The organism is Dermacoccus sp. PE3 (assembly GCF_001021715.1).
Classification (GTDB): Bacteria; Actinomycetota; Actinomycetes; order Actinomycetales; family Dermatophilaceae; genus Dermacoccus; species Dermacoccus abyssi.
Genome location: NZ_LDCM01000004.1, coordinates 440,758 through 453,824, shown reverse-complemented (window position 1 = coordinate 453,824; position 13,067 = coordinate 440,758). Strand labels below are relative to the sequence as shown.

12 protein-coding genes are annotated in these 13,067 nt (G+C 69.2%); 4 read left to right on the top strand and 8 right to left on the bottom strand.

Annotated elements, in window-relative coordinates; translation table 11 throughout:
* From AA983_RS12590 to rraA, 4 genes are all read right to left on the bottom strand, one after another.
* On the bottom strand, nt 1-548 hold a 548-nt coding region (locus tag AA983_RS12590), incomplete at its 3' end, for a fatty acid desaturase (RefSeq protein WP_047312558.1).
* A 14-nt stretch (nt 549-562) separates the two neighbouring features.
* Nucleotides 563-1,645, bottom strand: coding sequence for a ferredoxin reductase (locus tag AA983_RS12585; protein WP_047312557.1), 1,083 nt, complete (start codon nt 1,643-1,645; stop codon nt 563-565).
* An 88-nt stretch (nt 1,646-1,733) separates the two neighbouring features.
* On the bottom strand, nt 1,734-2,936 hold the full coding sequence (locus AA983_RS12580; RefSeq protein WP_156170401.1) for a hypothetical protein: 1,203 nt from the start codon (nt 2,934-2,936) through the stop codon (nt 1,734-1,736).
* A gap of 81 nt (nt 2,937-3,017) precedes the next feature.
* The gene (gene rraA, locus AA983_RS12575) at nt 3,018-3,533 is read right to left on the bottom strand and encodes a ribonuclease E activity regulator RraA (protein WP_047312555.1); all 516 of its coding nucleotides are present in this window, start codon (nt 3,531-3,533) and stop codon (nt 3,018-3,020) included.
* 98 nt (nt 3,534-3,631) lie between these two features.
* Between rraA and AA983_RS15000 the strand changes: the two genes are divergently transcribed.
* Nucleotides 3,632-4,681, top strand: coding sequence for a hypothetical protein (locus AA983_RS15000; RefSeq protein ID WP_156170399.1), 1,050 nt, complete (start codon nt 3,632-3,634; stop codon nt 4,679-4,681).
* 13 nt (nt 4,682-4,694) lie between these two features.
* Here the strand turns inward: AA983_RS15000 and AA983_RS12565 are convergent, their stop codons facing one another.
* The 3 genes from AA983_RS12565 to AA983_RS12555 all read right to left on the bottom strand — a co-directional run bounded on the left by AA983_RS12565 (nt 4,695) and on the right by AA983_RS12555 (nt 7,303).
* Nucleotides 4,695-5,426 carry an AraC family transcriptional regulator gene (locus AA983_RS12565; RefSeq protein ID WP_047312554.1) on the bottom strand — a complete coding sequence of 244 codons (732 nt, stop codon included), beginning with the start codon at nt 5,424-5,426 and terminating at the stop codon, nt 4,695-4,697.
* Between the two features lie 96 nt (nt 5,427-5,522).
* Complete coding sequence (locus AA983_RS12560) at nt 5,523-6,179, bottom strand: response regulator transcription factor (protein WP_047312553.1); 657 nt, start codon at nt 6,177-6,179, stop codon at nt 5,523-5,525.
* Nucleotides 6,176-7,303, bottom strand: a complete 1,128-nt coding sequence (locus AA983_RS12555; protein WP_052947122.1) for a sensor histidine kinase — start codon at nt 7,301-7,303, stop codon at nt 6,176-6,178. Before AA983_RS12555 ends, AA983_RS12560 begins: the two co-directional genes overlap by 4 nt.
* Nucleotides 7,304-7,390: 87 nt before the next feature.
* Here AA983_RS12555 and AA983_RS12550 point away from each other — a divergent pair, with 87 nt between their 5' ends.
* The 3 genes from AA983_RS12550 to AA983_RS12540 all read left to right on the top strand — a co-directional run bounded on the left by AA983_RS12550 (nt 7,391) and on the right by AA983_RS12540 (nt 12,568).
* Nucleotides 7,391-8,170 (top strand): GAP family protein, encoded by a 780-nt coding sequence (locus tag AA983_RS12550; RefSeq protein ID WP_052947121.1) that lies wholly within the window; start codon nt 7,391-7,393, stop codon nt 8,168-8,170.
* A gap of 98 nt (nt 8,171-8,268) precedes the next feature.
* Nucleotides 8,269-11,877 carry a proline dehydrogenase family protein gene (locus tag AA983_RS12545; protein WP_047312552.1) on the top strand — a complete coding sequence of 1,203 codons (3,609 nt, stop codon included), beginning with the start codon at nt 8,269-8,271 and terminating at the stop codon, nt 11,875-11,877.
* Nucleotides 11,878-12,019: 142 nt separating this feature from the next.
* Nucleotides 12,020-12,568 (top strand): LURP-one-related/scramblase family protein, encoded by a 549-nt coding sequence (locus AA983_RS12540; RefSeq protein WP_052947120.1) that lies wholly within the window; start codon nt 12,020-12,022, stop codon nt 12,566-12,568.
* 57 nt (nt 12,569-12,625) lie between these two features.
* On the opposite strand, the gene arfB is transcribed toward AA983_RS12540, so the two are convergent.
* Nucleotides 12,626-13,066 carry an alternative ribosome rescue aminoacyl-tRNA hydrolase ArfB gene (gene arfB / locus AA983_RS12535; protein WP_047312551.1) on the bottom strand — a complete coding sequence of 147 codons (441 nt, stop codon included), beginning with the start codon at nt 13,064-13,066 and terminating at the stop codon, nt 12,626-12,628.
* Between the last annotated feature and the right edge of the window lies 1 nt (nt 13,067).

Genomic DNA, 13,067 nt, shown 5'->3' with positions numbered 1-13,067 from the left:
CGCAGGATGTTGTAGCCCACGTCGCGGTCCTTGCCGATGACGTTGGTCCACGTGTGGTGCAGGTCGTTGTGCGTGTGTTGCCAGCCCTTGGCCGGCGCCACGAAATCCCACTCCCACGTCGTGGAGTGGATGTCGGGGTCGCGCATCCAATCCCACTGCCCGTGCAGGATGTTGTGCCCGAGTTCCATGTTGTCGAGCACCTTGCCGAGCGCGATGAGCCCGACGCCCGCGCTCCACGCGATGCGGCTGCGCGCACCGATCATGGCGACTCGGCCGGCGAGCTCTGTGACGCGCTGGATCTTGACCATCTTCTTGATGTAGGCCGCGTCCTTGGCGCCGCGCTGGGCGAGAACCTCGTCACGGATGGCGTCGAGTTCGGCGCCCAGGCGCTCGACGTCCTCGTCGGACAGGTGCGCCGCCGTCGGCGGGCGGACGGCGACGTGGCCGCTCGTGGGCAGAACGCCGGTACGACGTTCGGGGTTCGCCGCGGCGCGACCCGTTTTGCGGTCGAACGCCCCGGCCTTGGGCTCGGTGGTCGTGGCAGTCATGACAACTCCTGAACTTACGCGTCGAGGTGCACAGGCCCAACGGCTGCGCTGATGCAGGTCTGGATGAGTTCACCTTCGTCGGAACACAGTTCGCCCGAAGCAAGGTTACGGACGGTGCCGCTGACGAGCGGCGTGAGGCACGTGCGGCAGATGCCCATGCGGCACCCGGAGGGAAGCAGGACGCCGGCGTCCTCGCCGACCTCGAGGAGGGAGGTGTTGCCCTCCGCAGTGGCTTCCTTGTCGGACTTCTCGAACGTGACGAGCCCGCCGCGCGCGTTGGGGTCGGCGAACAGCGTCGGCATGAAGCGCTCGACCGTGAGCTCGTGCGGCAACTCTTCGGTGTGCCAGAGCTTCTCGGCGTCGTCGAGCATGGCTTGCGGGCCGCAGACAAACGTCTTGCGGGAGCGCCAGTCAGGGCACAGCTCGTCGAGCTCGTGCGTCGTCGCGAGATCGAGACGCCCCTCGTGTGCGGTGAAGCGGTGCACGAGCGTCAGGCTGTGGTGCTCGTCGTTCATGCGCTTCAACTCGTCGAGGAACAGCGTCTCGTCCGGCGTGCGTGAGGAGTGAACGACGACGACGTCCGCGTCGTGCCGCTTCGGCAGCAGGGTGCGCAGCATCGACATGACGGGCGTGAGGCCACTGCCGGCCGTCAGCATGAGGAGCGGACGCGGGCCGCTGGGCAGAAGGAAGTCGCCCTGCGGCGGCGCGAGGAAGAGCACATCACCGCGCTTCGTCGTGCGGACGAGGTGCGTCGACACGCGACCCACCGCGGTGACGGTGATGGCCGGGTCGTGGCCCTCGGCCGTGACGAGGGAGTAGGAGCGCCAGTTACGGGCACCGTCGATCTCGACGCCGATGCGCGCGTATTGACCGGCCTTGTGCGGATCCCAGCCGCCGCCCGGCTTGAACTCGATGGTGGCGGAGTTCGGCGTCTCGTGACGCACGGCCGTGACGACGCCGCGCAGCTGGCGGCTCGAGACGAGCGGGTTGAACAACCGCGCGAACTCCTGCGGCGGCACCGGCGAGGTGAAGACCTCGGCGGCACGCCAAGCGGCCCGCCGGAAGCGGGCAGGCTGCTGCGAAGCCGAAGGAGTCACTGACCCATTGTCCAGTACGTCAGGATCAAATTCCTCCGAGGAGGGGGTAAAACGCACTGGGCTTTTCGTCCCTTGAGGACAACCGGGGTCAGCGTCCGGTGCGTGCTCGCCACTCGCGCCGCGTCTCACCGGGCCGAGGCAGGTCATCGGAGGAAGCGTCGGTTTCACCCTCGCTTGCACTGTCGTGGCTCTCCGAGAAGCCCGACTCAGGACCCGCAGGGGCATCGGTCGGCGGCGTCGCGCTCGACGCGCTCTGACCCTCGACGGTTTCGGGAGCCTCGGGGTCGACCTCGAATTCGGGCACCTCACGGCGGGCATCGAACTCGTCCTCGGGGGAGGCGGGGTCGCGGGTGTCACGTGAGACGCCTGCCGGCGGGCGGGAACCCGCCTCGGTGTCACCGCCCTTCCAGGCGCGGTGTTCCTCGTCGGTGCGCACGACGCCGTCCTCGCCGAGCACGAGGCCCTCGGGCAGGTCTTCGTCAGCAGGCGGCAGGTCGGAGGGAATCTCGGGCTCTTCGTCGCGGAAGGTGGGGCCGACTCGCTCGTCGGGTGCCTGGTAGCTCGAGGTGTCTGCGACGCCGAACGGCGGGAACCCCGCGAGCAGTTCGACCTGACCCACGACGACGGACCCCGGCGTCGGGGCGCCTTCGAGAGGCAGCGGGGTGCACAGGTCGACCTCACCGCACACGGTGGCGATGCGCGAGACGAGGAACTCGTGGCCCGTCAGGGAGTTCTTCTGCACCTCGGCGAACTGGACGGTGCCGCTCAACGTGGCGAGCGCGTCATCCGCGTTGTCGCTCGGGAGGAAGGTCTCGATCTCCATCGTGGGCGGCCACGCGAGCCCGAACTGCTTGACCTCGGCGGGCGGTTCGCCCTCGAAGCCGGGTAGTGCGCTGCGGGGCGAGTCGAAGAAGTCCTCGGCCGTCGGGAAGAACTCGGTGTCGATACCCATGGCCACGAGCGCCACACGTCCGACGGGCGCCCAGCCGACGGTGTAGCGGTTGTTGGGCACAACCGTGAACGGGTCGAGCTCGAAGCCCGAGACATCGGTGAAGACGACCTGCGCGAGCCCGTTCTCCATCGGCGTGATGCCGCGGTACGGCGTGCGAACAGGCGTTGAGAAGCCGGGGCGCGCGTACTGCGCGTTGCGGTCGAGGAACAGCGTTGCGCCGCTGGAGTCGACCCAGAGGTTGGTGCTCGACAGCTCGTGCACCGGCTCGCCCTTCTCACGGACGATGCTCGCCAACGACGAAGGGTCGGTGAAACCGATGCACGCGACTGTGGAACTCATGATCCAAAGGTAGGCGAGCGCCGTGCCCGGTGCCACCTATCGAGGGGCGATCAGTCGAGTCGCAGGGCGCGCCGGTCGGTGTCAGGCGACGGTGGAGAGGCGCTTCGCGTTCTCTGCTGAGGTGACGACGACGCCGTCCTCGTCGCTCCACAGGTGATCGCCCGGGGTGAACGTGGCGCCGCCGAAGCTGACGGGTACGTCCTTCTCGCCCTCGCCGGCCTTGGCCGACTTGCGCGGGTTGGTGCCGAGCGCCTTGACGCCGAGGTCGAGCTCGTCGACGGCAACGCTGTCGCGGATGGCTCCGTTGATGACGACGCCCGCCCAGCCGTTCTTCACCGCGGCCTCGGCGATCATGTCGCCCATGAGGGCGCTCTCGACGTTGGCGTCGCCGTCGACGACGAGCACCTTGCCCTCGCCGGGGGAGTTGAGGGTCTCCTTGACGATCTGGTTGTCGCGGAAGCAGCGGACCGTGACGATCGTGCCGTGGAAGCGGGCCTTGCGTCCGAAGCGGCGGAACTGCGTCGAGCACGAGTCGAGGGCGTCCTCGAGTTCGTCGTAGAGGTCAGCGGTCGTGATTCCGGCGTTCGTCTCGGACATGGGTGCCTCTCGTGTGGGTGCGGCCTGACGTGGGTACCACCCTAGAAGTCGAGCGCTCGTGATGGGGCGCAGTGCGCGCGGTCGGTCAGGATGGTGACGTGACCCACTCGTCCGACGCACAGCTGCGTGCCCAACTCTTCGCTTCCGGCGTCCCGATGTTCGTGCGGCCGAAGGACCGGCTTCGGGGGCTGTCCGGGCGTTGCGCCGCGCCCTTGCTCACCGTGCTCGTCGTCGTAGTTGCTCTTGGACACCTCGTGGGCGTGGCGGAGGGTCTCGGGTCGACGCCTGTCGAGCAGGTCGCGGGGAGCGCGCAGGCCGACATCCTCGTGACCATGAGCGTTCTCGTGCTTTCGCCTGTGTGGCTCGCCGTGTTCGCCTGGGTGGCTTCCTTCCCCGAACGGCTCGTCCTCGTGATCCTTGTTGTGCTCGCCGCCTACGTCGGAGCCGGCGCCGTCGGCCTGTGGGCCCTGCGATGCGTGGGGCGCGAGCTCGGCACCCTCGGGACGATGGTCGGACGCGTCCTTCCGGTGATGACGCTCACGACGCTCTTCATGTTCTTCAACGCCGAGGTGTGGCAGGTCGTCCGCCACCTCTCGATGGGCAGGACGTGGCTGTTGGCGCTCGTCGTCAACGGATTGGGCGTGGTGTTCGCACTGTTCGTCTCACGCGACGTGCTCGGTGACCGTCAGGACCGTTTCGCGCGAGCCGAGCCCGGCGCCCCGCGCCTGCGTCCCGGCGAGCGAATCAACGTGCTCGTCCTCGGTTTCGTCGTGACACTCGTGCAGAACGTCCTGCTCGCTGCCGTCGTCTTCTGCTTCTTCGTCGGCATCGGGTGGCTCGCGGTGCCCGACGCGACGGCCACGGCCTGGATGGGGTCCGCGCCCGTGTCCTTCACCGGCACGTGGTCGGTGCTGCCGGTCAGTCAGAGTCTCGTGCAGGTGAGCATCATCATGGCTGCAGTCAGTGGGCTGAACTTCACCGCCGTCTCCACGAGCGATGCGACGTACCGCCGAACGTTCGTCGACCCCGCCTTTGAGGAGGTCGAGGAGGCCCTGCGGGTGCGTCACGCCTATCTCGCGACGGGCCGTGACGACAACCCCGGCGCCCCCGACAACCCGGACAACATGGCAGAGAACTCGGCGTCGTGACGCCCGTTCGGCGTCACATGGACTTGCGGTAACGGCCCGGCGGGATGCCGACGAGGCGGGTGAACGTACGGCTGAACCCCGCCTGGTCGGCGTAGCCGCAGAGGTCGGCGATCTGGGCGAGCGGCATGTCGGAGCCGGTGAGCAGCCCGCGGGCCACGTCGATGCGCGTCGAGAGGATGAGTTGGCCGGGCGAACGCCCGAACACCCGACGGCAGCGGCGTTCGAGGGTGTCGACCGAGCATCCCGCCACGCGGGCGAGATCCTGGGACGTGACGTTCTCGCCGAGATGGGCGCGGATGTGCGCGACGACGGCACCGAGGGACGTCATCGTCCTGTCGTCCGCCGCACCTTCCCCGACGTCCTGCGACATGCTGACGACGCCCGTCACCCGCCCGTCCTCGTCACGCAGCGGCACCTTGGCGGTGACGTGCCAGCGGAACGGGCCGCCCGGTGCGCGGATGAGTTCCAACTCGTTGAACAGGGGACGTCCGCTCGAGTGGACGCGGGCGTCCTGCTCCTCGTAGCGGTCGGCGAGTTCGGCGACGAACAGTTCACCGGCCCGGCGCCCGAGCACCTCGGCGCGGGAGCGCTTGTTCGTGCGTTTGACGAAGGTGGGGTTGACCGCGATGTAACGGCCGTCGGCGCCCTTGACGCAGAACATCGTGCCGGGAAGGTGGTCGACGAGTTCGAGCACCGCGGGCCCCAAAGCGCCTGCGAGGGCGCTGAGTTCGGGGCCGTCGGGCATGGATCAAGAATACGGGTGCTTCAGCCCGGGATTTTGTAGACGTTCCGCGCTGTATACGACGCCGAATGTCTACAGAATCACCCGGACGCGACGCGCTCAGGGGACGAGGCCGGCGCGGCGGGCCGCAATGGCGGCCTGAACCCGGGTGGTGCACCCCAGCTTCGTCAGGATGCGCGAGACGTGGGTCTTCACCGTCGACTCGGCGATGAAGAGCGACGACGCGATGTCGGCGTTCGACAATCCCTCGCCCAGCGCTGCGAGGATCTCGCGCTCGCGGTCGGTGAGATCGCTTGACAATGTTGATCGTTCGTCAACTGCAGGCGGGCGCTCGGTCGCGACGAAGCCCGTGATGACGCGGCGCGTCACCTCAGGCGAGAGCACGGCTTCACCGGCGGCGACGCGACGCACCGCGTCGGCGAGAGGGACGGCGTCGATCGTCTTGACGAGATAGCCGTCGGCGCCGGCGCCGAGGGCTCCGACGACGTACTCGTCGATCTCGAAACTCGTGAGCACGAGAACGCGTGACCAACCGTTCGCGACGATCTCGCGGGTCGCCGCGATGCCGTCCGTGCCCGGCATTCGCACGTCCATGAGCGTGACGTCGGGGCGCAGGCTGCGCGCCTGCGCGATGGCGACGGCGCCGTCGCGCGCCTCGCCGACGACCTCGATGCCGTCGCACCCGTCGAGGATGAGGCGCAGCCCGGAGCGGATCGCCGTGTGGTCGTCGGCGAGCAGGACGCGAATGTCGGTCATGCCACCACCTCACCAGAGTCGAGCGGAATGACGGCGTGAACGCGCCACCCTCCGTCGTGCGGACCGGCCTCGAAAACGCCGCCGAGCGAGGTGACACGCTCCGACATCGACGTGAGGCCGTACCCGCCGTCGCTCCTCGGACCGACTCCACACGGCGAGTCGACGGTGATGGTGAGGTCGCCGTCACGCGTCACGACGAGCTCGGTTTGCCCTCCGGGGCAGTGACGCTCGACGTTGGTCAGCGACTCCTGGACGACCCGGTAGGCCGCGTGCGCGACCTGGGGTGGCAGATCGCCGAGAAGTGCCGGCTCGTACCGGGCATCGATCTCGAGGCCGCGACCGCGGGCTGCGTCCACCGCATCCTCGAGGTTCGACGGTGGCATCGCCGGGCCGCCGTCAGGCCGCAGAACGGCGAGCATCGAGCGCAGTTCGCCCATGGCCTGCTTCGACGTCGTCCGGACCACCTGCAGAGCCTGCGGTGCGACCTCCGGATTCGCGAGGCCCGCCTCGGCGTGGATCGTGATGGCCGCGAGGTTGCCCGACAGTGCGTCGTGAATCTCGCCGGCCATCGCCTCGCGCTCGCCTCGACGGGCCTGCTCCTCGCGAAGCGCCGCCATGCGCGCCAGATCCTCGGCGCGAGCTCGTTCGGCCTCGACGAGGTCGGCCTGCTGCTTCGCCGACTCGCCCCACCAGTACGACGTGCCGAGGACCGCGAAGACAGTGAGCGCCGCCATGATTGCGACGCGTAGGTCGCGGGTCGCCACGAGCGTCAGCACACCGACGGCTGCGATGACGGCGACGATGACGTGGGCGAGGCGGTCGGCGATCCGGCCTCGTCCGTAACGCCCGGCCGCGTGGACGAGTTCGATGAACACGAGCAACGACGCGAGGCTCCCGCCGAAGAACCCCTCGGCGACGAAGACGAGAACGCCGACGCCGAGCGCGGTGAGCGGGCGCCCACGCCGAACGGCCATGAGCGCACAGAGCACCGCGAGGGGTGCGAGATGCCACCACCGTTCGAGTGTCCACGGCGTGTCCGTCCACGTCTCGACAAGACCAATCGGCACGAGGGCGACACCCAGCGCGAACATGCCGAATGCGCCGCGCAGGTCACGGCTCGTCACGGGAGCGGATGCAGGTTCGGCGGTGCCACGTCAGTCATTGCAGCACGCCACCGGCCCTCATGCGTCCGTCGAAAGGATGACGCCGGTGTGCGTGAACGGCACTTCCTGCCGACGCGCGAGTACGGCGCGCGCGAGCACGCTGAGCGCATGGACCTCGAACTCGCTCTCACCCTCGTGGTGCTCGCGCTCGTCGACGCGACGAGTCTCGGTACCCTCGTCATCCCGGTGTGGTTTCTCCTCATGCCCGGACGGCCACGCGTGGGTCGGATGCTCACCTACCTTGCGGCCGTCGTCGGCTCGTACGTCGTGCTCGGTTTCGCGTTGCTCGCCGGTGCCCTCGTCTTCCTCGAACGGATCTCGGCCTGGTTCGCAGGGTCGAGCGGAGCCCACGTTCTGCTCGCCGTCGGAGCCGCCATGTTTCTCGTCGGCGTGTGCATGCCGACGAAGAAGGACGCCGAACCAGGACGCCTCATGCGCAGGATCACCACCTGGCGCGACCGGGCGATGGGCGCCGACGGCGACGCCGGCGTCAAGGCCGTCGTGGCCCTCGCCGTGGTGGCCGTCCTCGTCGAAGCGGCGTCGATGGTGCCCTATCTCGCGGCGATCGGTCTGCTCTCGGCGGCACCGATGTCGACGCCGGAGCGGGGCCTCGCGCTCGTCGCGTACTGCCTCGTCATGGTGGTGCCCGCCCTCCTGTGCCTGGCGGCGAGGCTCATCCTGCACGAGCGCATCGAGCGACCGCTCCAGCGCTTCGGGGCCTGGATCGAACGCACGAGCCACGAGAACCTCGCCTGGGCGCTCGCCATCATCGGGTTCCTCCTCGTGCGCCACGCGTGGATGGCCGGCGCCCGCCCGCCCTGGACGTGACCGGAACATTCGCTTCTGCCCCGTCATTGCGCGCAATCCGCGGCCACGCTGCGGCATTTGGGCAAGACATACGGACCGGTAGGGCGAACACTGACGGTATGAGCCAGATCACTGACGCGCCGCACACCCCCGCGGCGCCCGACATCGACCCCACCGCCGTCTTGCGCGACCTCGCGGACGAAGCCGTCGCCCTCGCCAAGAAGTGGGGCGACGCCACCGAAGCCGGCCAGACGAAGGCCGAGAAGCGCACGAGCGATCAGCTCGGCGCGCTGCTGCGTGACGAGAAGGGCCTCGACCTCGCGGTGAAGTTCGTCGACCGCGTCGCCCGTCCCGAGGACAACACGGCGGCCGCGCGCGAACTCGCGCGCCTGTCGTCCAACGAGGCCACCGGGTTCATGGGGCGCATCGACGCCGCGCTCATGGGCATCGGTTCGCGCGTCGCCACCCTCGCGCCGCCCGTCGTCGTGCCCGCCGCGCGCAAGCGCCTGCGTCAGCTCGTCGGTCACCTCGTCGTCGACGCCAGTGACCCGACGCTGGGCAAGCACCTCGCCAAGGCGCAGGCGGACGGGTTCCGCCTCAACATCAACCTGCTCGGCGAAGCCGTGCTCGGTGAGGCCGAGGCCGCTCGTCGCACCGAGTCGACCCGCAAGCTGCTCGCGCGCGACGACGTCGACTACGTCTCGATCAAGATCAGCTGCCTCGTCTCGCAGATCTCGACCTGGGACACGGAGGGAACGGTCGAGCGCGCCCTCGAGCGCCTGCGCCCGATCTACCGGGTGGCGAACGAGGCCTCGCCCAAGAAGTTCGTCAACCTCGACATGGAGGAATACCGCGACCTCGACCTGACGATCGAGCTGTTCACGCGACTCCTTTCCGAGCCCGAGTTCCATGACCTCGAGGCCGGCATCGTGCTGCAGGCCTACCTGCCCGACGCCGTGCCCGCGCTCGAGCGACTCATCGACTTCGCGAAGAAGCGCAAGGCGGCCGGTGGCGCCGGCATCAAGGTGCGTCTCGTCAAGGGGGCCAACCTCGCGATGGAGCGCGTCGAGGCCGAGGTGCACGACTGGGAGCAGGCACCGTACACCTCCAAGGAGGACGTGGACGCCAACTACCTCGCGTTCATCGAGCGCGCCACGCGCCCCGACGCGATGGAGGTCTGCCGACTCGGTGTCGCCTCGCACAACCTCTTCGACGTCGCCGTCGCGCACTTGCTGTCGGAGAAGCGTGGCGTGAGCGACCACCTCGACGTCGAGATGCTGCAGGGCATGGCGCCCTCGCAGGCGCGCGCCGTCAAGGCCGACGTGGGCACGGTGCTGCTCTACACGCCGGTCGTGAAGTCGGAGGACTTCGACGTCGCAGTCTCCTACCTCATCCGCCGTCTCGAGGAGAACGCGGCCGAGCAGAACTTCCTGCACGCCATGTTCAGCCACGACGACGAGGCCGACGACAAGTACAAGTACGTGCGCAACGGCCTCACCGGCACCGGTCGCCTCACGCCCATGGAGGATCAGGAGCGTCGTTTCCGCGAGTCCGTGGACGCTCTGGCCTCGACGCCCGTCGGGCCGCGCCGCAGCGCCGAGCGCAAGCCGATCGGTGACTACTTCGAGAACACCGCCGACTCCGACCCGGCGCTGCCGGCCGTGCGTGAGTGGGCGCTCGCGGCAGTGACGCGTGAACCTGCGCCGTTGACCTCGCCCGAACTCACGTCGCTCGAGGCCGTCGACGAGGTCGTGAGCCGTGGCGTCGGCGCGCACGAGGCCTGGTCCGCTCGCCCCAACGCGGAGCGTGCCGCGCTGCTGCGCGAGGCCGCACGCGAACTCGAGAAGCGTCGTGGTGACCTCATCACCGTCGCGGCCGCCGAGGGTGGCAAGACGATCGATCAGGTCGACCCCGAGGTCTCCGAAGCCATCGACTTCGCGCGCTACTACGCCGACAGGTGCGAAGACCTCGTCAGCGGAATGGCCTCGGACGGAGCGCGATTCGAGCCTCACAAGCTGACGCTGGTCACGCCGCCGTGGAACTTCCCCGTCGCCATTCCTATCGGTTCCGTGCTCGCGGCGCTCGCGAGCGGATCGGCCGTCATCATCAAGCCGGCGCCGCAGACGGTCGGCTGCGTCGAGGTCGCGATGGAGGCCCTGTGGGCCGCCGGCATCCCGCGCGAGGTGGCCCAGGTCGTGCGCGTCGAGGAGAACGAGAACGGCAAGGCGCTCGTGTCCCACGAGGACGTCGACACCGTCATCCTCACCGGCTCGATCGAGACGGGGCGCCTGTTCGCCGGCTGGCGTTCGCGTCACGCCGGTGGCCCGCGCGTGTTCGGCGAGACGAGCGGTAAGAACGCCCTCGTCGTCACGCCTGCGGCGGACCTCGACCTTGCGGCCGCCGACCTCATGAAGTCGGCGTTCGGCCACGCCGGTCAGAAGTGTTCGGCGGCCTCGCTCGGCATCCTCGTCGGCTCGGTCGGCTCCTCGCGCCGTTTCCGTGAGCAGCTCATCGACGCCGTGGAGTCGCTGCGCGTCGGCTGGCCGAGCGACCTCGGCACGACGATGGGCCCGGTCATCGAGCCGCCGTCGGGCAAGTTGCTCAAGGCGCTCACGACCCTCGAGGAGGGCGAGACGTGGCTCGTCGAGCCGAAGCAGCTCGACGAGACGGGTCGCCTGTGGTCGCCCGGCCTCAAGGACGGCGTGAAGCCCGGCTCCTTCTTCCACATGACCGAGGTCTTCGGGCCCGTGCTCGGCCTCATGCACGCCGACTCCCTCGAGGAGGCGCTCGAACTGCAGAACGCGACGCAGTTCGGCCTCACGGCAGGCATTCACAGCCTCGACGAGGACGAGATCGAGTACTGGCGCGAGCACGTCGAGGCCGGCAACGGCTACGTCAACCGCCACATCACCGGCGCCATCGTGCAGCGCCAGAGCTTCGGTGGCTGGAAGGAATCGGTCATGGGCCCGGGCGCCAAGGCCGGTGGCCCCAACTACGTCGCACAGTTCGGTACGTGGGTGGCGGACGGCGTTGCTCGTCAGGGTGCGCCGGTCATGCCGCGCGTGCGGGACCTGCAGGAGATCCTCGCGCCCCTCGCGCGTACCGAGGACGACGCGGCGTGGCTGCTCGCGTCGCTTCGTTCGGACGCCTACGCGTGGCGTGAGGAACTCGGTATCGAGTCCGACCCGTCGTCGCTGCGCGCGGAGAGCAACATCTTCCGTTACCGCCCGCAGCCGCGCGTCGTCGTGCGCGCGGAACTCAGCGAGGGTCTCGACGCCGATGACCGGGCAGCCGACCGCACCCTCGTCGAGGTGGCGCGTCTCGTGCTGGCCGCGCACCTCGTCGGTTCGTCGGTTCGCCTGTCGTGGGACATCGCCCTGCAGCCGGCGCTCAAGCGACTCGAGGAGACGGGTGAGGGCCGCCAGGCGCTCGCGTGGCTCGACCGCGTCGGCGAGGTGGAGAGCTCCGCGCAGTTCGTGTCGTGGGCTCGCGCGCAGGCGCTCGACGGCGAGTCGCTGCGTATCCGCATGGTCGGCGCGAACGCCGACGGTGAGACCGCTGCGGCGCTCGCCGAGGCACCTGCTGCCGACCAGGGCGCCAGCATCACGCCGCTGTTCGGCGAGGTGCTCTCGACCGGCCGTCGTGAGCTGCTGACGTTCCTGCGCGAGCAGGCGATCAGCCGCACCCTGCACCGCTTCGGTCACGTGCCGCCGGAGCTCGTGCGCTGATCGACGCCACGAGAGGACGCGCCTCGCAGCCGACGCTGTGGGGCGCGTTCTCGTGTCATCGCCCCGGTGTCGCGGCGTCGGGGAGTGACGGTGGCAGCCGCGCGGCCACCATCTCGTGTCGGGAATCGGGCACCATGAATCCGTGGCACTTCTTCAGTCGGACGTTCTCGTCATCGACCAGGTCAAGAGCTTCATGGGTAACGACTTCGCCATCATGGACGCCGGTGGGCAGCCGATCGGGCGCATCCGCACCGACGGTGGTGCGCTGAAGCGCTTCGCCCTCGGCAACCGCGAACTCACCATTCTGGACACCGACGGCTCCCTGTTCATGCGCATCGACGACGTGATGAACTTCGAGCGCGACCGCTACGTGCTCTTAGACCCAAGCGGTCAGCAGTTCGGCGAGGTGGTCAAGGAGTTCACGTTGTTCTCCAAGCGGCTCACCGTGAACCTCCCGGACGCGACGCTGCAGTTGTCGGGCAGCTTCTTCGAGCGCGAGTTCGAGGTGGTCGGCCCCGGTGGACCGGTGGCTCGCGTGTCGCGCCGGTGGCCGGGCATCGGCGCGGCGTTCCTCGGCAAGGAGCGTTACGTCCTCGGGTTCACGCCGGGGATTCCCGGCCCGACTCGCGCCGCGACACTGGGCGCGGTCGTCGCGCTAGACCTCATCCGAGCCAAGGGCCAACAGGGTTAATCCGGCTTCTCCTCGGCTGAACCGGGTGAGCGTCCCCCGGGCGCCGGGTCAGGCGTCTCAGTCGAGGCCGGGCTTGCGACGCTGCTGCTTCGTCACGCTGCGCTGCTTCTTCGCCTCGAGGCGCCGCCGCTTCGAACCGCGCGTCGGCTTCGTCGGCCGGCGAGGCACCGGTGGGGCGAGCGCCTCACGCAGGAGGGCAGCCAGGCGCTCGCGGGCGGCTGTGCGGTTGCGGCGTTGCGAGCGGTGCTCGGCTGCGGTCACCGTGAGCACCCCGGCCGCGAGCCGCGCGTCGAGGGCTGCGAGCACGCGGGCGCGCTGGGTGTCGTCGAGCGCGCTCGTCGTCGTGAGGTCGAGGCTGAGCTGCACGCGCGAGTCGGTGGTGTTGACGCCCTGACCGCCCGGGCCGGAGGCGTGGGAGAACTGCTCCTGCAGCTCGGCAGCGGGGACGCGCAGGCCACGCGGGGCGCCAGGCCCCGGCATCACCGACAGATCGTCCACG